The organism is Acinetobacter sp. YH01020, from assembly GCF_013420275.1.
Classification (GTDB): domain Bacteria; phylum Pseudomonadota; class Gammaproteobacteria; order Pseudomonadales; family Moraxellaceae; genus Acinetobacter; species Acinetobacter amyesii.
The window spans coordinates 13,488-35,334 of sequence record NZ_VOYN01000014.1; the positions used below are offsets into that span (position 1 = coordinate 13,488).

23 protein-coding genes are annotated in these 21,847 nt (G+C 40.5%); 17 read left to right on the forward strand and 6 right to left on the reverse strand.

The genetic code is table 11. The features are described 5' to 3' along the window. From FTT85_RS07410 to FTT85_RS07470, 14 genes are all read left to right on the forward strand, one after another. Entirely contained in the window at positions 1-459 is a 459-nt protein-coding gene (locus FTT85_RS07410) for a GIY-YIG nuclease family protein (RefSeq protein WP_180183229.1), read from the forward strand. 85 nt (positions 460-544) lie between these two features. After that, entirely contained in the window at positions 545-1,210 is a 666-nt protein-coding gene (locus tag FTT85_RS07415) for a pseudouridine synthase (protein WP_078191125.1), read from the forward strand. Between the two features lie 618 nt (positions 1,211-1,828). Further along, the gene (locus FTT85_RS07420) at positions 1,829-2,764 is read left to right on the forward strand and encodes a hypothetical protein (protein WP_180183230.1); all 936 of its coding nucleotides are present in this window, start codon (positions 1,829-1,831) and stop codon (positions 2,762-2,764) included. A 133-nt stretch (positions 2,765-2,897) separates the two neighbouring features. After that, positions 2,898-3,284 (forward strand): ribonuclease E inhibitor RraB, encoded by a 387-nt coding sequence (locus FTT85_RS07425; protein ID WP_168378552.1) that lies wholly within the window; start codon positions 2,898-2,900, stop codon positions 3,282-3,284. Positions 3,285-3,613: 329 nt separating this feature from the next. Then, complete coding sequence (locus tag FTT85_RS07430; RefSeq protein ID WP_180183231.1) at positions 3,614-4,060, forward strand: SRPBCC family protein; 447 nt, start codon at positions 3,614-3,616, stop codon at positions 4,058-4,060. 45 nt (positions 4,061-4,105) lie between these two features. Continuing rightward, positions 4,106-4,474: a DUF488 domain-containing protein gene (locus tag FTT85_RS07435; RefSeq protein ID WP_180055549.1), complete on the forward strand. Its 369-nt coding sequence runs from the start codon at positions 4,106-4,108 to the stop codon at positions 4,472-4,474. Between the two features lie 156 nt (positions 4,475-4,630). After that, positions 4,631-4,972, forward strand: coding sequence for a zinc ribbon domain-containing protein YjdM (locus tag FTT85_RS07440; protein ID WP_180055548.1), 342 nt, complete (start codon positions 4,631-4,633; stop codon positions 4,970-4,972). Positions 4,973-5,134: 162 nt separating this feature from the next. Next, complete coding sequence (locus FTT85_RS07445) at positions 5,135-5,497, forward strand: 5-carboxymethyl-2-hydroxymuconate Delta-isomerase (RefSeq protein ID WP_180183232.1); 363 nt, start codon at positions 5,135-5,137, stop codon at positions 5,495-5,497. A gap of 269 nt (positions 5,498-5,766) precedes the next feature. After that, complete coding sequence (locus tag FTT85_RS07450) at positions 5,767-6,102, forward strand: YegP family protein (protein WP_180009306.1); 336 nt, start codon at positions 5,767-5,769, stop codon at positions 6,100-6,102. A gap of 183 nt (positions 6,103-6,285) precedes the next feature. After that, entirely contained in the window at positions 6,286-6,969 is a 684-nt protein-coding gene (locus FTT85_RS07455; RefSeq protein WP_180004734.1) for a DUF2939 domain-containing protein, read from the forward strand. Between the two features lie 25 nt (positions 6,970-6,994). Next, entirely contained in the window at positions 6,995-7,441 is a 447-nt protein-coding gene (locus tag FTT85_RS07460; RefSeq protein ID WP_218948513.1) for a nuclear transport factor 2 family protein, read from the forward strand. A 135-nt stretch (positions 7,442-7,576) separates the two neighbouring features. Next, entirely contained in the window at positions 7,577-9,829 is a 2,253-nt protein-coding gene (locus FTT85_RS07465) for an AI-2E family transporter (RefSeq protein ID WP_257232116.1), read from the forward strand. A gap of 18 nt (positions 9,830-9,847) precedes the next feature. Continuing rightward, on the forward strand, positions 9,848-10,012 hold the full coding sequence (locus tag FTT85_RS18700) for a hypothetical protein (protein WP_257232118.1): 165 nt from the start codon (positions 9,848-9,850) through the stop codon (positions 10,010-10,012). Positions 10,013-10,102: 90 nt separating this feature from the next. After that, on the forward strand, positions 10,103-11,155 hold the full coding sequence (locus FTT85_RS07470) for a DUF1176 domain-containing protein (RefSeq protein WP_180183233.1): 1,053 nt from the start codon (positions 10,103-10,105) through the stop codon (positions 11,153-11,155). Positions 11,156-11,230: 75 nt separating this feature from the next. On the opposite strand, the gene FTT85_RS07475 is transcribed toward FTT85_RS07470, so the two are convergent. Then, entirely contained in the window at positions 11,231-11,998 is a 768-nt protein-coding gene (locus FTT85_RS07475) for a hydroxymethylpyrimidine/phosphomethylpyrimidine kinase (RefSeq protein ID WP_180183234.1), read from the reverse strand. Between the two features lie 98 nt (positions 11,999-12,096). Here FTT85_RS07475 and FTT85_RS07480 point away from each other — a divergent pair, with 98 nt between their 5' ends. Continuing rightward, the gene (locus FTT85_RS07480; protein ID WP_180183249.1) at positions 12,097-12,768 is read left to right on the forward strand and encodes an HAD-IA family hydrolase; all 672 of its coding nucleotides are present in this window, start codon (positions 12,097-12,099) and stop codon (positions 12,766-12,768) included. A 28-nt stretch (positions 12,769-12,796) separates the two neighbouring features. On the opposite strand, the gene FTT85_RS07485 is transcribed toward FTT85_RS07480, so the two are convergent. Further along, positions 12,797-13,246: a hypothetical protein gene (locus tag FTT85_RS07485; protein ID WP_168378559.1), complete on the reverse strand. Its 450-nt coding sequence runs from the start codon at positions 13,244-13,246 to the stop codon at positions 12,797-12,799. A 299-nt stretch (positions 13,247-13,545) separates the two neighbouring features. Between FTT85_RS07485 and FTT85_RS07490 the strand changes: the two genes are divergently transcribed. Both FTT85_RS07490 and FTT85_RS18705 read left to right on the forward strand, forming a co-directional pair. Further along, on the forward strand, positions 13,546-14,715 hold the full coding sequence (locus tag FTT85_RS07490) for a low temperature requirement protein A (RefSeq protein WP_180183235.1): 1,170 nt from the start codon (positions 13,546-13,548) through the stop codon (positions 14,713-14,715). Positions 14,716-14,808: 93 nt separating this feature from the next. Continuing rightward, positions 14,809-15,222 (forward strand): TM2 domain-containing protein, encoded by a 414-nt coding sequence (locus FTT85_RS18705; RefSeq protein ID WP_228144741.1) that lies wholly within the window; start codon positions 14,809-14,811, stop codon positions 15,220-15,222. Between the two features lie 40 nt (positions 15,223-15,262). Here the strand turns inward: FTT85_RS18705 and FTT85_RS07500 are convergent, their stop codons facing one another. The 4 genes from FTT85_RS07500 to FTT85_RS07515 form a co-directional block, all read right to left on the reverse strand. Next, the gene (locus FTT85_RS07500) at positions 15,263-15,862 is read right to left on the reverse strand and encodes a DUF805 domain-containing protein (protein ID WP_078192310.1); all 600 of its coding nucleotides are present in this window, start codon (positions 15,860-15,862) and stop codon (positions 15,263-15,265) included. 64 nt (positions 15,863-15,926) lie between these two features. Next, a complete protein-coding gene (locus FTT85_RS07505; RefSeq protein ID WP_180004739.1) occupies positions 15,927-16,535 on the reverse strand; it encodes a DUF805 domain-containing protein in 609 nt (202 codons plus the stop codon). A 169-nt stretch (positions 16,536-16,704) separates the two neighbouring features. Beyond that, positions 16,705-17,988: a ribonucleotide-diphosphate reductase subunit beta gene (locus FTT85_RS07510; protein ID WP_078191110.1), complete on the reverse strand. Its 1,284-nt coding sequence runs from the start codon at positions 17,986-17,988 to the stop codon at positions 16,705-16,707. 754 nt (positions 17,989-18,742) lie between these two features. Continuing rightward, complete coding sequence (locus FTT85_RS07515) at positions 18,743-21,574, reverse strand: ribonucleoside-diphosphate reductase subunit alpha (protein ID WP_180183236.1); 2,832 nt, start codon at positions 21,572-21,574, stop codon at positions 18,743-18,745. Positions 21,575-21,847: the final 273 nt, after the last annotated feature.

Here is a 21,847-nt window from a genome sequence, read left to right on the forward strand (position 1 = left end):
ATGGGTTATCTGAATCAATTGATACAGGATTGTCTGCAGGCACAGCAGACTAAAGCGGAATGTATATTTGAGTTTTCAAGTTTTGATGATCTTGCTCAACATGCACTTTATATTTACGTGATAGAGCTAGTCGGTGGCGATATACAGCAGACATATCAGGACTATGCCGCATTTAAGGCATTGAAAACCCATGCCTGTGCCAAGTTAAATCAACCCAATCACATTTTGTATGTCGGATCATCACGGACAGGTATAAAGAATCGTTTAAAACAACATTTAGGTTTTGGGCCTAAACGAACCTATGCCTTGCATTTATCGCAGTGGTTTCAGGGCAAATATCGCATCACACTACATCAGTATCCTTTAACCACGAGTGCAAGCATCTTACAGTTACTGGAGGATGATTTGTCTCATTCATTAGCACCTGCCTTTGGTAAATTGGGGACCAATAATCGTTAGGGTAGAACCTGATCGGTCAAAGTCGATTGACAGCGAATTAGTCAGTTGTTATTTTGCCGACATTCTCCCAGTACACAGTCTGTCCATGCCTTTAGATCCCAACTTTGTCTATGCGCCGCCTCAAGGTCCTCTACGTATTTTGTATGAAGATGCAGACTTGGTTGTCATCGAAAAACCAGCGGAATTGTTGTCGGTTCCGGGACGTTTGCCTGAGCATCATGACAGTGCCTATCTTCGTGTTTTGGAGCAGTATCCTGCTGCAAAAATTACCCATCGTTTAGACATGGCAACATCAGGCATTTTGATGTTTGCGAAACACCGCGATGCAGAAGTGGCGGTGAGTAAAATGTTCCAAGCGCGAACGGTTCAAAAGCAATATGTAGCTTTGGTTCAGGGCAAGCTAGAAGGTGAGGGCAGTGTTGAAGTGCCCCTCATTACGGACTGGGAAAATCGCCCACGACAGATGGTGCATTTTGAATTGGGCAAACCCTCAAAAACCCTGTATCAAGCCATTAGCTATGACGCAAGCAAGGATATTAGCCGAGTATTATTAACGCCAGTGACAGGGCGTTCTCATCAGCTACGTGTACACATGATGCATATTGGGCACCCCATTACAGGAGATCAACTGTATCATCCGAATGCAAAACAGAGCTCACTCGGACGGATGGCGTTACATGCTTGCGATCTGGCATTTACCCAGCCCTTAACCCAACAAGCTGTTCATATTCATTGTGCGGCAGAATTTTAAAGCATATTCATGTGAATACTCATTGTTCATAAAATCTGCTGTGTTGAATGGCTTTGTTGCATAAATATGTAAGCATCTGATTTAAATAAATTTAATTTTGGATCAAAAAATAATCAAAACCTTTAAAATCATATAGTTATGAAATCTTTGTGCAACAAAGCCGTGTTGAATTGAAATCTTTATGCAGCTTAGCAAGCTAAGAATAATTACAGCTTTAAATAGGTTTTTCTGCTTAAAAATGAATCACCACATGCACTATATCCCCAATTCTGGGGATATATAAATAATTTAAATATCTCTATAAAGTATGTGAAAAATTTAGAAAGATTGATATTAAATTTCTTTGTAGCTTTTAGTAAATAAACGCCATTTTCAAATTTTTATTATATTTTGTAATGAATATTGAATGATTACTTTTTAATATGAAAAATATTTTATTAAATTGATTTAAAACAGTATTTTAGTTAAATTGTATGTGAGTGTGTATTTGGTCAGATAAATACGGTTTTTTGCATTTGTTCTGCTAATATGAAATGAATTATAGATTTTAACTTTTGTAACTTAGGTTTGTTTTGGGAATAAACTTAAATTATTGAAGCTTATTTTGAGGATTAGCAAATGATCAATATTGCTTTAATCGTCCTTATCATCCTATTAATTGTGGCTCTCCTTTTTGTATATAACCGCAAATTGAAAAATGATAAAACCCTACGTTCACTGCAGGAAAACTTCGATCGTGCGCGGTTAAAACTGGCTGAAACAGAGTCTCAGCAAGATGAATTGAATTATGCAATCAGTCAATTACGTATTCAAAACTGTGGGCTCAAAATCCAAGTCGATAAAGTAGCAAAATATCAACATATTGTAGAGATTGAACAATATGTTGAGTATCGAACTTTACAGGCTGATGGTTTGGTGGAAGTCACCAAAGCCAATGCCGATATCATGTTGAATGATATTCGCGCACAGATCGAACAAGTGCGTCAGTATTTGAGCAAATATCAAGAAAAAGCCAAATTACAAACGCAGGAACAAGCCCGTGCCGAGTTAAAAGGTTTATATAGCCAAGCGCTGGATCAGCAGCATTTGGAAAACATCAACCGTGCTTTGGACAACAAAATACGGGGCTATCAGTCAGCGTTCTTTTTGCCTTTACAGAGTATTTTAGATCAGCTGATGGATGGTATGAATGAATCTGCGGCAAAGCAAAATTTGACTGCGGTACGTTGCAAAATGATTGATGCAATGGAGCAGCAATCGACTGCAAACTGTAATTATGTTGATGAAGAACGTCGTTTGGCTGCGATGCAATTATTTACATTGGTGTTTAATAGTCGTGCTGATTTGTATTTAGCCCAATTAAATACCAAAAACTTAGGTGAGCTATTGCAGGCTTTGGCGGATGATTTCACCTTGCTCAATGCGCATGGTGTACATTTTAGTCAGGCACGGGTACTCGACAGTTATCTACAATTACGCTTAGAAGAATTGAAAATGGCAGCTTTGGTTTTACATCTCAAAGAAACTCAGGCCCACATGGATGTTGTGGTTTAATTTGAATTGTTATCAGAAAGATCACTTCGGCGGTCTATTTCTGATTAAAGAGATTTCGCTAATGCAAATTGCAACAATTATCCGTTAATCTAAGTCAACAGAATAAAATTCATAAACGATAAGGGAAAGTACAATGACTCGTGATTTTAAACAATTTCCAGATGATGATAATGGCAATGTGCTGTGGCAGATGCAGCAAGATGGTGATGATTTATCTGTGCCGCACGAAATCGAATATTCAATTGCCTTTTCGAACGAAGCGCAGGCTGAACAGTGTGCATTGTATTTATTGAAAGAAGAGCAAAAAATTTCGTTGTTCCAAGATGAAGAATCAGATCGCGTGGAATGGATTATCACGGTCTATGTCTATATGGAACCTGATTATGAAGATATCGTTGATTTAGAGCAGTGGTTTATTAAAATTGCGGAACAACATTCGGGCGAATATGATGGCTGGGGTTGTATGGCTTATATCTATGAAGATGATGATCTGGAAGAAGATGAAGCACAATTGAGCTAAGTCTCACTATTGCATCTTTAGCAACAAGAACCCAGTCTTTCAACTGGGTTTTTTATTATTTAAATTTTAGAGAAATTGTGTAAAATTTTGATTTTTCAATATTTTTATAAAAATCAATATAAATGCAGCTCACAAAACATAACACGGCATTGCGTTAAAGTGATGGGATCAATCTGTAGGATTCACTATAGTATTGAACAGCAATGACCTTTCTCGCATGTCTCAAAGCTGTTTCATTTAGAACGTTTCAGTGTGATAAAAATGGACGATAAAGCGAGGGTGAATGCATGTGGATGATTCAGTGAAAACAATGACACAAGGACATCATCATGAGCAATACTGTTCGATTACATCGTGTTTTTAGTGCGCCTGTAGAGCGCGTTTATCGTGCCTTTGTGGAGCCAGATGCTTTGGTGAAATGGATGGCACCGCATGGATTTACGGCCCATGTGGAGCATTCGGATGTGCGTGTAGGTGGCTCGTACCGCATGTCATTTCAAAATTTTTCAACGGGAACCACACACGCTTTTCATGGCGATTATCATGAAGTCGTGCCGAATCATATACTGCGTTATACAGACCAATTTGATATGCCAGAGTTAGCCGGTGAAATCGAAGTCACTGTTGAGTTTAAAGCGGTATCAGTAGGAACCGAAGTGACGATTGTACAGGCAGGGTTGCCGAGCGTTATTCCACCTGATGCCTGTTATTTGGGTTGGCAGGAGTCTTTACAGTTACTGGCTTTTTTAGTGAATCCAGCGATCCCCGATGAATAATCTGAAGAATGATCGAAAAACTGCAAATAGGCGAAGGAGGGCTTAATGACTGTACACATTAAACGTATTTATGATGAGATAAGCCCAGACGACGGTAAACGCATATTAGTCGATCGCTTGTGGCCGCGTGGTATCAGTAAAGTGAGCGCAGAGCTAGATTTGTGGCCGAAGGCATTGACGCCATCGACAGATTTACGTCGTTGGTATCATCAAGACGAGGCAATGGCTTCTCGTTGGGACGAATTTAAACAGCGCTATTTGCAAGAAATACAACCCAATCAAGCCGAGTTAGAACAACTGCGCGCATGGGAAAAAGAGGAGCCACTGACCTTACTCACAGCGGCCAAACATATGGATAAAAATCATGCGCATATTTTAAAAGCGTTGATATTAAACACCTCATTAGAGATCTAAAATTTAAACCGCTAAGTGCTGTGGCGTTGTGTTATTTACATCGTCATAACTTCACTAAACCATAAGATATTTATGGTTTTTAAGTTTATGAAATACATAAAAATGTTATATTAAGATTTTATGGATTTTTGCATCCATCTTTTTTTGAGGTCTTTTATGTCTTTACCCAATTGTCCCCAATGTAATTCTGAATATACCTATAATGATGGCGATTTACTGATTTGTCCTGAATGTTCACATGAATGGCGTGAAGGCGAAGGCGCTACAGATGAGCAGGTGGTGATTAAAGATGCCAATGGCAATGTATTGGCCGATGGCGACACGGTTACTGTGGTGAAAGATCTTAAAATTAAAGGCTCATCGTCAGTGGTGAAAGTTGGTACCAAAGTTAAAAATATTCGCCTTTTAGTCGATGCAACAGATAGTCATGACATTGACTGTAAAATTGATGGTATCGGGGCTATGAAACTCAAATCTGAGTACGTGAAAAAAGTTTAAGTTTCGTTTTTGTTCGGTCTAAAGCAACCTTCAAGCACCCTAAGCGAAGTCAACACTTGGCTTGGGATGACTACTTAAACATGAAATTGATATCTAATCCGCTATAGATTTTACTTTTCAGCCTGCATAATAGACGCATTACAGGTTTGAAATGTCTTTACTATGCCGCATATTCATTTGGAATATTCCAATAACCTTGACGTCGAAGCTCGACCTTTACTTAAAGCGCTAAACGCTGCCTTATTTGAATCGGGTCATGTGAGTGCCATCAATGATATTAAGAGCCGTGCTGTCGCTCAACAAGATTTTGTTGTGGGCTTGGATGAACACGCTCAACATGCGTATATGCATGCCAAAGTTTCATTATTGACGGGTCGAACGGTTGAAGTTCAAAAGCAAATTTCATTGTTGTTATTGGACGTGCTGAAACAACATGTCACAGCTTCAGTAGTAGAAGTGCAACTTTGTGTAGAAATTTTAGAAATGAATAAAGCAACCTATTCGAAGCAGATCGTGAGTCCTTAAGGCCTTTATTCAATGCGTTGAGCAATGTACCGCTATTCACAAATACAGCATGATGAAAGAATGATGAAATCCGACTTCGGTCGGATTATTTTTTATTGGAATTATTTATTAAAAAATCCCTTTTTGATTAAATTTTGAGCTTTATACTGATCAAAAAAGACATTGAAAAATGTGACCGAGTTCATTTATATTCTGTAGATCAGGTTGAATTTCCAACAACAAATCCTGATCGAATAATAGATAAAACAATGAAAATGAAGGGGTAACCTATGTCGGGATGGTACGAGATCAGTCACTCTAATGATCAGCAGTTCCGTTTTGTTTTAAAAGCGGGTAACGGTGAAATCATTTTAACGAGTGAATTATACAAAGCGAAAGCATCAGCACAAAACGGGATTGAGTCTGTACAAAAGAACAGTGCAGATGACAGCCGTTTTGAACGACTGACAGCCAAAAATGGCAAACCTTATTTCAATTTGAAAGCGGCAAACCATCAAATTATTGGAACTAGCCAATTTTATGCCAGTGAGCAATCGCGAGATAAAGGCATTGAATCAGTTAAAACCAATGGTGCAAGTACCCAAATTAAAGATCTAACAGTTTAAATTTGCAATAACCTGATAGAGATAGTTGAAAGGGAATAAACCCTGATGGCTCATCAAAATCACTAGGTCAAAAGCAATATGGTTCTCAGATAAGTGCTGTTGGGTTGGATGCTATTCAATCAGATCAGGCTTATTTGACGGTACAAGGAAGTACCACAACTTCACTGGCTAGAGTGGTGAACGATGAATAAGCAGAATCATATTTTGTATTATGGGCTCATTACGATTTTGATCATCGTCATGGGTTGGATGATTGCGTCTCCGTATTGGGTGTTGTATCAAATACGTCAAGCCTATGAGCACAATCAACCTGAAAAAATTGCTCAATATATCGATTTTGCGGCAGTCAAATCGAGTCTAAAACCACAAGTTGAAGACCTCATTCAACAGAAAACTGGGCTACAGCATTTACCCGAATTTGCCCAGTCTTGGGGTGGGCAGCTCAGCACAGTCCTCAGTGCAACGCTAGTCGACAGTCTGGTCAATCCAACCAGTATCATGCTGCTTTTACAAGGCAAAGCATTAAAAGAGTCGATCCAACTACCAGAAATAACCAAACTGACCAATCCGAGCATGATTAGCCCAGGGATTGAACTATTCACGCATGCTGAAAATAAGGTCGCAGAACAACCTTATGCGTCAACACTATCCAAAAATGACGAAACTGCAACCGCTGTTGCTTTAAAGCAAAGCCAGCCACTTGAACCCAAAGCCAGCTATAGCGCTTGGAATCGATTTGATCTGTATGTGCCGCTCCAAGGCCTAAGCGAAGAAAAATATACCGTATTTAGTATGCAACGCCGCGGTTGGAGCTGGAAGATCGTTAAAATTCAACTTCCAAACGCCGCCCAGAACAATGCTTCATAAAAAATAAAATAAATAGGTGCCAGAGATGCAAGATAAAATCAAAATAGTTGGTGACCAACAGGCCGCTGACGAAATTCTGCAATTTTTAGCCAATTGGGATGAGGTCATCTGCCAATTGAAAATTGAAAATATTGCTGAATCCTGCGCAGCAGATGTGTACTTTTTTGATGCCAGTTGTGAAATGCGTGGCTTAATGGCATATCAAAAAATGTGGGAATTTTATCGGGAGTATTTTCGTGAAGGCTTAAAGGTATTTAGGCGGGAATTGGTCATCCATGCAGATCCTGATATTGCCTTTCTGCACTGTTATTCCAAAATTGATGATCAGAGCGGGATACCGACGCCGGGGATCTCGTGGTGTCGTAATACCATTGGGATGAAAAAAACGCAGTCTCAATGGAAGATCGTTCATCAACATATTTCTGTTCCCGTGGATATTGTGACTCATCAAAGTAAAGTAATTATCTTTTAATTCATCTGAAAACACAGTATGAAAACAGAGCCATGTCGCTCTGTTTTTTTTTGCAAATCATTACATGAAATTCGTATGCAGTTCTAAAACTTCAGCCTAAATTAAAAAATAATGACCATCGTTCAGGATAAGAAAATGGATCATAAAAATAATAAATTAGCGCAAGATTTTGAATCATCACCATCAGGTCAAAAGCAAGGCTTGCAAGATCTGAACGCATCGAAGCAAATGCCCCCTGCAGATTTACATAAAGTGATTCGAATCACGGCAGGATTTATCATCGGTAGTTTGCTGATTGCCGCCTTATATCTTGGCAAAGATATTTTTATTCCATTGGCACTCGCAATTTTATTGGCTTTTTTAGTTGATCCTTTGGTGATGAAACTCCGTGGTTGGGGACTACCACAGATGCCATCTATATTTATTGTGGTCGGTTTGGCTTTGGCGATTTTGTCCGGCGCAGCCTCATATTTGGGTTATCAACTGGGGCAATTAAGCCAAGAATTACCGCAATATCAGGGCACAATTCAAAAGAAAATGGATTCTATTCGTCAATTTGCACGCGGCCCAAGTGTTTGGGATGGCGCAAAAACCACCATAGATACCGTTGAAAACTCGATAGATGATGTGGTGCCTGAAGAGAAAAATCCTAAAGTGCAGCAAGTGAAAGTGGTGGGGCAACAACAAACCACGGCTGAAGCGGTCATGGCTTGGAGTGAGCGGGTGCTCAATCCTTTGGCAACTGCGGGTATTGTTTTTTTGTTTGTGATTCTGATTTTGGTTAATCGGAAAGATTTGCATGATCGGTTCCTTAAGCTGCTGGGCGGAAATTTAAATATTGGAACAGACGCACTAGATGAAGCGGCCAATCGTATAGGTAAATATTTACGTATGCAGCTGATGGTGAATGTGACCTACGGTATTCCGATGGCCTTGGGACTATGGTTTATTGGGGTTCCGGCAGCAATTATGTGGGGAATGGTGGCGATTGTGATGCGCTTTGTTCCCTATGTCGGCCCAATGATTTCTGCGATTTTCCCCATTGCATTGGCTTTTGCGGTAGATCCCACATGGAATATGGTGCTATGGACAGTGGGTTTAATTTTGCTCTTGGAGTTGGTCAGTAATAATATTATTGAGCCTTGGTTATATGGGGAAAGTACCGGACTTTCAACCTTAGCCATTATTATTGCTGCCATGTTTTGGACGGCGGTGTGGGGGCCAATTGGTTTGATTTTATCGACACCTTTAACCGCGTGTTTATTGGTGCTTTCGAGCTATGTACCATCCTTAGGTTTTATTAAAACCCTGATCGGTAGTACGCCTGCATTGGCACCGCATGAGCGCTTCTATCAAAGATTAGTCGCTGATGATGTGCAAGATGCCATGGATGTTGCACAGACTTTTATTGCTGAAAAGTTACCGAAAGATGCCACGGATGAAATCAAGGCACGGCGGGTTAATGCGTTTTATGCCAAAGTCGCGATTCCAGCCATACGGATTTTTTCGAGAGGCCACAACACCGAGGCCAGTGCTGAACATCGACTACGTTTACATCAGGGATTAAAACTGTTTAATCATAGTTTTCAACGGGCATATCCAGTTGCACAGCAGGATCAGAAAGCAGCGGTGTTATGTATCGGCGCACGTTGGGAAATTGATGTTCAAGTATCGGCTATGTTGGCGCATGGGCTAAGTTTAAGTGGTATTCAGGCTCAGGCATTTAGCGACGTATTGATTCAAAATCAGCATCAAAGTATGGATGATATCCAAGAGGATATTCAGATCGTATGTATTTCGATTTTCCATACGGCACCAGAAGCTCAAATTCGCCTACTAAGCCATGTTTTTAAGGCGCAGTTTCCGGATAAAAAACTGATTTTTGCACTTTGGAGCTGTGATGAGATATCCCAATTAGATGCGATCAAAGAAAATTTCACCGTCGATGCTGTGGTCAATAATATGAATGACTTGTTATTAACCATTGAAGCTTTTCAATTGAAGCAGGGTGAATCTTGGTTGGATGAGCCTGATCCTAGCGTTGAAGCGCAGCGCTTAAAAGCATTAGAAGAACTGAATGTTTTGGATGAGCGGAATTTACCGATCTATGAACAATATATTGAAGAAGCTCGACAAGCCTTCGATGTGAAATATGCACAAATTTCTTGGGTCAAGCAAGACTGGGTCTATACCCCAGGTAGCCCTTTGGCTGAGGCTACCGAGCAACCGATGCAGATACGTCAGTCGAAGCAAGATTCGATCTGCAGTCATTTGGTGTATCAAAATGAACGTTTGATTATTGAAGACCTACAACGTGACCCACGCTTTGCGCATTTACCTGAATTGATGCATAACCGCATTCGCTTTTATGCAGGCGTTGCACTTTGAGACCGTAATGGGGTGGCGTTGGGAAGTTTTTGTGTTTTAGATCGGCAGCCGAATCAAATGACCGATGATGATATGAGTCTGTTAAAAGGACTGGCGGCAGATTTGATGAATACGCTCAGTGATGAAAATGTGAAGCGAAAAAAATGTGAAGAGATACAGCAACTGAATGATTCATCTCTATAAATTTAAATCATGTAGCAGATCCATTTAAACTGGAGTTTCAGTGAAAAGCATTTTAAGATGGTTCTAATATAATTATTTTGAGCCAAAGACATGAACAAAAATAATGTCATCTGGCAACTTTTATTGGGCTACATTGCTGCATTGGGTTGTAGTGTGAGCTTTGCTCAAATTCAAGGAAACTATTTTTCACATAAAGATTGGGAAATCGCTTGTGATAATACGGGGACGTGTCGCATTGCAGGTTATCAAGCGGAGGGCAATCAACCCGCTATTTCTGTGTTATTACAACGTGCTGCGGGCGCACAAGCGCAAGTCAGCGCACGAGTGAAACTCGATCCTGAAACCTTCAATGCGGCAAATAAACCACTTCAACTTTACATTTTAGGTAAAAATCAGGGAACTGTGCAGCTTGATGCCAAAACTGCGGAAGGTCAGTTAAGTGCAGCTCAAACTCAAAAATTGATTCAAGCTTTACAAGCCAACCAACCAATTGTGTGGAAAGGCAACAACAAAACATGGATATTGTCCGTGCAGGGCGCAAGCGCCGTATTACTCCGTATGGATGATTTTCAAAAGCGCATAGGGACAAATTCGGCATTATTGCGTAAAGCCAATAGCAGTTCGACCAATGTACTCAAACCGAAAAGTATTCCGAAAGTGTATATTCAAAATTATAGTAAGGGCTTACAAACACGGTATGCCGTCAATGCGCCCACAGCCAAACAATTATTTGGATTGATTAAGAAAAAAACCATAGTGGAAGATTGTCCTCAACTCTTTGATGCAAATTTCTTAGAGGATGATCGAGTCGTGGTGTTTCCAATCAATGGAAAAAATGCCTTGGTCGAAGTGCCATGTTGGCGTGGGGCATATAACAGTGGCAATGGCTATTGGTTAATGGATCGAAATTTAAAGCAAATCAAACAATCCGTGACCTTTTCCGGAAGTGGTTTTAGCGAAGGGCAGATTTTCTCCAATCAACGTGGACGAGGCATTGGCGACTGTCATAGTACGGGGGAGTGGTCATGGAATGGTCAGCGTTTTATCCAAACCTATATGGCAAAAACCACACAGTGCAAAGGATTTGCTGGTGGTGCGTGGGAAATTCCAACCTTGGTCTATCGCGTTCAACTCGACTCTTAATTTGAAAAAGCCCTGATATTCAGGGCTTTAAATGATATAGCGTTTTATTCTATCGGGTTTAAATAACCTAGAACTTTAAAAACGTTTTGGAATTTTCTGTCCGCCGATAACAGGTGATTCAGCGATTTTCAACACACCAAATAACCATGTTTCGGCATGATGAACAGCCGCTTTGAGCTCATCACCTAAGGCTAAACGCCCAGCTATAAAACTCGCCAATGAGCAGCCCGAACCATGATATTCCCCATCTAGTCGTGGACAACGGGTTTCAGAAACTAATTCACCCTGAATGTACAACGAGTTTTGGATATAGTCTGGCGTATTTTCATGGCCACCTTTTACTAATACCGCTTGAGCGCCCATCGCAAAAAGTTTTGCTGTAGCTTTAAATATGTCGTCTTCACCTGTGAGTGCGCGTAATTCTACGGTATTAGGTGTAAGCACAGTGGCAAGCGGAATCAATTCCGCAAAGGCTTTGACCAACGTTGCTTGATCGCCCAAAGAACCACCACTATTGGCAACTAAAACGGGGTCGAGAACATAATGATATTCGGGATGTTCACGTAAAAACTCAGCGAGAGCCGCGATATTTTCAGTCGTTCCTAGCATTCCTGATTTTACACAGCGAATAGGGAGGTCACCGACGACAGCATGTGCTTGAGCCAACAATAACTCACGAGAGGTTGCTTCAAACGAATACACTTGTTGTGAGTTTTGAACGGTTAACGCTGTACACGCAATGGCAGCATGTGCGCCACTTTGACCAATGGCTTCAATGTCCGCTTGCAGTCCTGCACCACCTGAAGGGTCAAGACCTGAAAAGCACAGTACAGTAGGGCGCACAATGATGTCCTTATTACACAAAATTTGCGATAGTATAGGCAACTTTGAGCGAACACTCGATAGTATTTTTGCAGAAGTGAATGGATAAGGTAAAAGCTGTGATTAAGAATATATTGATCGATCTCGATGGAACATTAACAGATCCAAAAGTTGGCATTACTACTTCAGCACGCTATGGACTGGCGAAAATTGGACATCCCATTTCGGATGAGACCAATATCGATTGGATCATTGGGCCACCTTTGAAAGCCTCTTTGGCCAAAATCCTCAATGTCGATGTGCATAATGTACTTGCAGATCAGGCTTTACTAGGTTATCGCGAGCGCTTTGCCGTGACCGGTTTATTTGAAAATAAAGTCTATCCTGCCGTTGCCGAAACTCTAGCAACTTTACAACAGCAAGGCTTTCACTTGTACGTCGCTACAGCAAAGCCGACGGTCTATGCCCGCCAAATTTTAGAACATTTTGATTTGGCACAATATTTTACTGTGATCTATGGCAGTGAACTGAACGGTGAGCGCACCAACAAAGGCGATTTAATTGAATACATTTTGCAGCAAGAACAGTTGGATGCGAAGGAATGTGTGATGGTGGGAGACCGTGAGTACGATATTTTAGGCGCACGCCGTAATGCAGTGCGGAGTATTGCTGTGAGCTATGGTTATGGTAGTGCAGAAGAAATTCAAACGGCTGCACCGGCACTGGTGATTGATCGTTTTAACGATTTGATTTCGAGTATTGAGCAATTGCAGCAGCAGACAGTGTCGTAGTTGCACCTAATCAAGAGAATGATGCTGATTATTTAAAGATAATCAGCAAAATCAGAAAAATCAGCCCACAGAAAAACCATTTGAGCAAAGGTGACTCATCATTTTTGATGGTTTCTGCTTCGAGTGCGATGCCATGTTTATCGTAGACAAATACAAAATGTGCATTTGCGCTTAGAGCCATTTCTTGAATGGCTTGTAGCTCGAGTGCGCTGACTTCTTCACTTAAGCGTTCTTTTAACTGAATAAAAATAACCGGCTGTCCAAACTCATACCACTTGAAGTGGATCTGTTGTATGAGTTGGTTGAAGCACTGTTCTGCAACATGATAGTTTCGGACAAAACTTCCACGTTCTATAAAAGCCAGAGGGCAGTTTTGTTCAGCTACAATTTGATGATCACGCGTTAAAACTTGCATTTGATCATAATGAATCTGTACCCAAACTGCGTCAGGAAAAGACGCTAATTTTTCTTCTAACATTACTTTTAGGTTTCATTATTATTTTAGTGGATAGCAGTATGTCATTAAAATTTAGAGAAAAATATAGCTGAGATATAAAAAACACATCGATCTATCGAGTTTTTATCTTAAAACGTCTTTCGCAGTTTTGTCACTTTGAATTTTTACTTCCACTATTGAAATATCTAACGCTTAAGTAGGTTTTTAAAACCATTATCCTTTTTCTAGAAAACTGTTTCTCATCTGATTTATGTAATCGATCTTGTAACTGTTTCAGGCTTTTGAAAAAATTCAGACAGAAAATAATAAAGCTGAATGCTATGTCCAGATCGTTTTTATTCCCTAGTCAGTGGCTCAAACCTTTGCACCCACGTGATCCACATGAGCATCATCGTGTCGCGACCTCTTTAGAATTGCTTTTTGACTTGATCTTTGTCGTGGCGATCGCAACCGCAGGGCAGCAACTGCATCATGCCATTGTTGAAAATCATTTGGCTCAGGGTTTAACGCTGTATGGCATGGTGTTTTTTGCTTTGTGGTGGGCGTGGATGAACTTTAGTTGGTTTGCTTCGGCGTATGATAATGATGATGCGCTCTATCGAATCTTAACTTTTGTTCAGATTATTGGCTCTTTGGTCATTGCTGCTGGTATTCCAAGCGCTTTTCAAAAGCAGGATTTTGACGTAATTGTGATTGGTTACGCCATTATGCGTCTCGGCTTAGTTACGCAGTGGTTTCGCGTTGCAAAGCATGATCTGTCCCGTCGGAAAACTGCATTACGCTATGCTTTTGGCATAATACTGGTACAAGTGGGGTGGCTGTTCTTTCATTTTTCACCGCTGCATTTCACCGTTTATCTTTTCATTTTACTTGCAATTGCTGAACTGTCTGTGCCAGTTTTTGCAGAAGCTGCAAGCCGTACACCTTGGCATGCGCATCATATTGCTGAGCGATATTCACTGCTTACCATTATTGTTTTAGGCGAATCTATTGTCGGATGCTCGATTGCCATAACCGATGCATTAACAAATCAGCGTTTTAGTACTGAACTGATCTTTTTGATGGTAGGCGGCCTGATGATGATGTTCACCATGTGGTGGTCTTATTTTGATACCAGTATTGCAGAGCGTTTAAATAGCCGAAAAATGGCATTTACTTGGGGTTATGGACATTTCTTTGTCTTTATTAGTATCGCGGCGATTGGTGCAGGTTTAGCTGCCGCAGTTGATGTAGTTTCGCATGAGGCGCTGATTAGTTCTGAGAAAGAAAGCTACTTTGTAGCAATCAGCCTTGTGATTTATACGACAAGTTTATATTTACTCCATGAATTGCATCATCAAAGTGGCTTTAGAAAACTTTTATATCCTTTAACCGTGGTGATTGTTTTATGTATTCCGTTGTTTATTACTCCTGCGGGTTATGCAATATTTGCGATGGCTGTGGTATATGCATTGAGATTGATGTTTACAAAATGCTATTTGGCAAGATAAGTTAATGATATGATATTCATCAATAATTCGTTATATTGCTGATGAAAATAACGTCCAAGAATCATCAAATAAAGATAAAACATAGAGGATTATATGAAAGGGCAAATACTCGATTTTTCTGTTCAAAATAATACAGGCATCATCAGTGGAGATGATCAGAATCGTTATCAATTTTCTGGAAGCGATTGGAAAGGACAAACTGTTCCTGCTCGTGGACAATTTGTTGATTTTGAGACAAGTGGAATGGGTTACGCAACCGATATTTACTTAGTCGCTGTGCCGAATGCTTTAGGCACGCAATACGGTCAAAAGAGTCGAATTGTTGCTGCACTCTTAGCATTCTTCCTTGGCGGATTTGGTATCCATAAATTCTATTTGGGTCGTATTGGATGGGGGATTGTGTATCTACTATTCTGTTGGACCTTTATTCCATCCATTGTTGCTTTTATTGAATTTATTATTTATCTATGCACTTCAGATGAAGATTTTGCACGTAAATATGGCTAAATTTTTGTGTTAAAAGATAAGGCGCATTGTGCGCCTTATTTTATTGTTGCAGATCTCTAGCGGGTTGACCCCATTGGTTGTTCTCGGCTTTGGTGTCTGTAGCCCACCAGATAATCAGTGGGATGATCCCAATGATTGTGAGCATTAAAAGTTGCCACCAACCTGAACGTCCTGTGTCATGTAGTCGACGTGCGCCAACAGCTAAGCTAGGAATGAGTAAAACGATATTGGTAATATTTTCTAGCCAAGGTTCACTGCCAATAACGAAATCGCAAACAGAGGCGAGTATAGTGACCAATATACAAAATAGCCAAAAGAACCAGAACTCTTTACGTCGAGCACGTCCTTCAAATTCAGCAAACTTTTTCAGTGGTTTGAATGACCACGCGAAAAAGTCATAGTTTTCCTCTTCTTCACTGTAGTTTGTTCGCGTATTCGTGGAAAAACTTTGTTGGCGTAATGCAATGTAGACTTGAATCGCTTGCCCACTTTCATCCAAAGCAAAATCAACCTGTTCTCCACGTGTAGGTGGTCTTTGACCTCGCCATTCATGACCAGCAAATTGATAGTGTTTTCCATCTTCAGCACTAATCACCCCAGTATTAGTTTGAATCGAAAAATCTAGTATTTGTCCTTTCATATTTTTCCTGAGTTGATGTGCTGTTGATAGGGCGGCTATATAAATAGTAGCCACGATTTTTTATTTATTTTGCAGGTTGTCCCCATTGGTTTACTTCAGGTTTGGTTTCCGTTGCAAGCCAAATTAGAACCAGAATTGGTCCAACGAGCGGAATCATTTGTATTAACCAATACCAACCAGATTTATTAATATCATGTAAACGACGTACTGCAACAGAAAGGGACGGAATAACCATTGCTAAGATGAAAATACCTGTGAATATTCCTCTGGTTCTAAGCACTGAATCGACAATCAGAGTAATAATCATTGCGATAAGATAGACCAAAACAAAAAACCAATATTCTTTACGGCGTGCACGTCCAGTAAAGTTGGCATAATTTTTTAGACATTTGACAAACCAATCAATCATGTTGAATTTTGATTCAGCTTGGTCTTGGTTTGAAATTTTATCGAGGTGCTGTGAAATTTGTTGAATAGGATTACTGCTGCCAAGTGCATTGAATACTTGAACCGCTTGACCTTCGGGACTGATATCGAAATCTACATGATCGCCACGTTTAGGTGAGTTTTGGCCACGCCATTCTGCACCTGTAAACTCATAACGGTTTTGATCATCTCCACTGATGATGCCTGAATTGGTTTGTACTGAATAATCTAATATCTGACCTTTCATTCTGTCCTCTTTTATTATGTGATTTTTATTAATTAATGTATTTTTATACCGTTTTATATTAGCAGAATATGAATTAAATTAAATGCATAGATTTGCTTGGGTGAATGAAATTCTTCATAAAAAAAGCGGAACACTTGGTTCCGCTTTTGATATTTCGCTGAAAAATTTATTACCAGCTTAACGCGCCACCAGTTTGGTAATCTGTTACGCGAGTTTCAAAGAAGTTCTTCTCTTTACGTAAGTCCATCATTTCTGACATCCACTGGAATGGGTTATTCACACCAGCAAATTGTTCAGGTAAGCCTAATTGGCTTAAACGACGGTTACAGATGAACTTCAAGTATTCTTCCATCATGCCTGCATTCATACCCAATACACCGCGTGGCATAGTGTCACGAGCATATTCGATTTCAAGCATTGTACCTTCAAGAATCATTTGAATGATTTCTTCTTGGAACTCAGCAGTCCATAGGTGAGGGTTCTCGATCTTGATTTGGTTGATCATGTCGATACCAAAGTTCAAGTGCATAGATTCATCACGTAAGATGTATTGGAATTGCTCAGCAACACCATTCATCTTGTTACGACGACCCATAGACAAGATTTGGCTGAAACCACAGTAGAAGAAGATACCTTCAAGTACGCAGTAGAACGCGATCAAGTTGCGAAGCAAGATTTGGTCGTTTTCAGGCGTACCTGTTTTGAACGTAGGATCACTTAAAGATTGTGTATATTTCAGACCCCAAGCTGCTTTACGAGCGACTGAAGGAATCTCACGGTACATGTTGAAGACTTCGCCTTCGTCCATACCTAAAGATTCGATACAGTATTGGTAAGCGTGCGTGTGAATTGCTTCTTCAAATGATTGACGTAAGATGTACTGACGGCATTCAGGGTTTGTGATGTGACGGTAGATTGCAAGAACCAAGTTGTTCGCAACCAATGAATCCGCAGTCGAGAAGAAACCTAAAGAACGCATAACAATGGTACGCTCATCTTCGGTTAAGCCATTTTCAGACTTCCAAAGTGCGATGTCATGGTTCATGTTCACTTCTTGCGGCATCCAATGGTTAGCACAACCGTCTAGATATTTTTGCCAAGCCCATTCGTATTTGAACGGTACAAGTTGGTTTAAGTCAGCGCGGCAGTTGATCATCGCTTTATCGTCAACTTGAACACGCTGAGCACCCATTTCTAGCTCTTCTAAGCCAGGTGCAACGTCTAGATTTTCTAGAGCGTTAGATGCTCTTGCCAACGGATCGGTTGGATCTGTTGGTCGATTTGTACTGGTTCGAGCGGGTTGTGCAGCTGCCAAATTCGGCGATGAGTGCTGTGCATTAGATACCACTTGCGAATCAGTCGTTTTTTGCGGTTCGACGGGCGCAGGCTGGTGAGCTTGTGCAGCTTGTTTCGGTTCATCATCTTCGAAATCGTCCCAACTTAGGATAGACATAACAGTTCTCTCTTCGTTGCTTTATATCTTTTATAGACATCCAGCGTCGCTGAGATGTCCTACTATACGCTCAATTTGTGTAAGCAAAATTAAGTTTTGTCGATCACTGCTCTAAAAGTGTTCGGTAGAGCAAATATCCCCACTACTTATTTTGATTACGCGATTTATATGCCTTAAACCAGAAATAGGCGATCGGGACATAAAAAGTCAAAATAAAGGAAACCACCAAAGCAATAAGCCCTAACTGATAGTTATGCGTCATGTGTGGCATGGAGGTTTCCTAATTATTGCTAATCCATTTAAATGAACGGATTAGCTATATTTTGTAAGTAAATTGATAGCTTAAATACCAAGTATGGTATAGCTGTCAAAATACATATATCCCATAGTGTTTTAATTAATTTGATAGCTTAAATACCAAGTATGGTATAGCTGTCAAAATACATATATCCCATAGTGTTTTAATTAATTTGAATATTTTTGAGCAAATTAAACTAATACACTTCAACAAAACATGTGCTACATAAGAATCTCTGAATCTCAATGCCCACAGTATTGTTATTGTAAAACTTACAACCGCTTGAAGAGACTTACGTTCTTCAGTGGTTAAATCAATTTTTCTTCCAAAGATATCTTTTCTTTTTTTCATAATCGTTCCTTTCAGAATAATTACGCTATACGCGGCCAACGTTATAGAGATTTTCAGAGAGGCCACGTGAGTAGCCTAATTTCTGATTTCGATACCTTTAGTTAATTATTGACAAGCTTCACAATCAGGGTTGTCAATTGAACATGCCATTGGCACTGGTGCTGCTTGACCAAAACCTTCTTCTTCAGCAGCAACTTCAGCTTTAGGTTCTTCTTTCGCAACAGCAGTTACAGGTGCTGCAACATTAGCAGGCTTAACCGCGTTCAATGCGCCAGTGTTAATGGTTGATTTCTCAGCAGAAGTCGCACCTAATGCACGTAGGTAGTAAGTAGTTTTTAGACCACGTAACCATGCCATTTTGTACGTCATGTCGAGTTTCTTACCGTTTGCACCAGAGATGTAAAGGTTAAGAGACTGAGCTTGGTCGATCCATTTTTGACGACGTGATGCAGCATCAACAATCCAACGTGGCTCAACTTCGAACGCAGTCGCGAAGATTGCTTTAAGCTCTTCAGGAATACGTGCAATTTTTTGAACCGAACCTTCAAAGTGTTTCAGGTCGTTGACCATTACAGAATCCCAAAGACCGCGATCTTTTAACGCACGTACTAGGTACGGGTTGATCACTGTGAATTCACCAGAAAGGTTAGATTTCACATACAAGTTTTGGAAAGTTGGTTCGATTGATTGAGACACGCCACAAATGTTCGAAATGGTTGCAGTTGGTGCAATCGCCATCACGTTTGAGTTACGCATACCGTCTTTTTGAACTTTAGTACGTAAAGTATCCCAGTCCAAACGTGTTGTACGGTCAACTTCGAACATACGGTCAGGACGTGCTTTTTGTACGATATCTAAAGAGTCAATTGGCAAGATACCTTGATCCCAAAGTGAACCTTTAAATGTCTCGTAAGTACCACGTTCAAGTGCCAAGTCGCTAGACGTTTGGATCGCGTAGTAAGAAATCACTTCCATCGATTCATCAGCGAACTCAACCGCAGCATCAGAACCATAAGCCAATTTCATTTCGTATAAAGCATCTTGGAAGCCCATGATACCCATACCCACTGGACGGTGTTTCAAGTTCGAGTTACGTGCTTGTGGAACAGCGTAGTAGTTGATGTCAATTACGTTATCAAGCATACGAACAGCAGTTTTAACTGTACGAGCAAGCTTTTCACGATCTAACACACCGCCTTGAACGTGTTGTACAAGGTTAATTGAACCTAAGTTACATACTGCGATTTCATCTTCGTTAGTGTTCAGCGTAATTTCTGTACACAAGTTAGAAGAGTGAACTACACCCACGTGTTGTTGTGGTGAACGTAAGTTACATACGTCTTTGAATGTGATCCAAGGGTGGCCAGTTTCAAACAACATTGACAACATTTTGCGCCATAAGTCTTTCGCACGGACTTTCTTATGTAGCATGTTGGTTTCTTTCGCAATGCCTTCATAGTAAGCATAGCGTTCAGCAAATTCTGCACCTGTTAGGTCATGCAAATCAGGTGTTTCAGATGGTGTGAATAGAGTCCATTCAGCATCTTCGAATACACGTTGCATAAACAAGTCAGGAACCCAGTTCGCTGTGTTCATGTCATGGGTACGACGACGGTCATCACCGGTGTTCTTACGAAGTTCTAGGAATTCTTCGATGTCCAAGTGCCATGTTTCAAGGTATGCACATACTGCACCTTTACGTTTACCACCTTGGTTGACTGCAACAGCAGTATCGTTGGCAACTTTAAGGAACGGTACAACACCTTGTGACTTACCATTCGTACCTTTGATGTACGAGTTAAGCGCACGAACTGGCGTCCAGTCATTACCTAAACCACCCGCCCATTTAGACAACATTGCGTTATCACGCATTGCGCCATAAATGTTGTAAAGGTCATCTGAAATCGTTGTTAAGTAACAGCTAGATAACTGTGGACGTAAAGTACCCGAGTTAAATAGAGTAGGCGTAGACGCCATGTAATCGAAGCTAGACAATAAGTTGTAGAATTCGATTGCACGTTCTTCACGGTTGTCTTCGTTCAATGAAAGACCCATTGAAACACGCATGAAGAATAATTGTGGTAATTCGAAACGTACGCCATCTGAGTGGATGAAGTAACGGTCAAATAAGGTTTGTAGACCTAAATAAGTAAATTGGTTTGAGCGTTCTGGTTGAATCGCAGCAGCCAATTTTGCAAGGTCAAAGTTAAGAAGTTCTGGAGAAAGAAGATCAAGCTCGATACCTTTCTTTAAGAAAGTTTCTAAAGCGTCGCCTTCGTTCGTGTCACTATCTAAACCTAAGAACTCTAAACCTGTAGCAACAAGGTCGTTACGCAATAAACGCGCAGTCACGTATGTATAGTTTGGTTCTTGTTCGATACGTGTACGAGTTGCCATCATCATGGTTGTTGAGATGTCTGACTCTTTTACGCCGTTATAAAGGTTTTTTACAGTCTCATCGATAATCGCTCGAACATCGATGCCTTCTAAACCTTCAGCTGCTTTGACAATATTTGCCTCAAGTGCGCCAAGATCAAGCGGTTTAAGCTGACCGTTTGAACCTGTCACTTGTAAAGTAGGGTGGTGGTGAGCACCAGTTTGTTTACGAGCTTCGGCACGTTGTTCGCGGTAAATCACGTAAGAGCGAGCAACTTTTTGCTCACCTGTACGCATAAGCGCAAGTTCAACCTGATCCTGAATTTCTTCAATATGAATGGTACCGCCAGAAGGTAAACGACGGTTAAAGGTATTCAATACCATCTCAGTTAATTGAGAGATACGGTCATGAATACGGCTGGAGTCAGCGCTTTGCTGGCCTTCAACGGCCAAGAACGCTTTACCAATCGCCACAGAGATTTTTTCTGCATCAAAAGGTGCAACGTCACCGGTGCGTTTAATCACCTGAATTTGACCAGGGGTTGAATTCGTTACGCTCATGCTAGCATAGCTCCATTTGTCATCTATTTTTATGTTAGGACCGTTTGAACTGGGCAATTTTTATGCCACAGTGTTTGAGGTTTAAACACAAGACCTAGTGGTTTAAAAATTTATTGAACACAAGATACGGGAAAATTCAGGGTATATCAATATTGACATTTTACTAAATGCTTTGAACTTTTCTGGCAGAAATCCATCTCAAAAAATCCCTATTTTTTATCTTTGTTATATATGCCTTATCCGACAAGGGCATAGCATAGCAAAGTCGAAAAA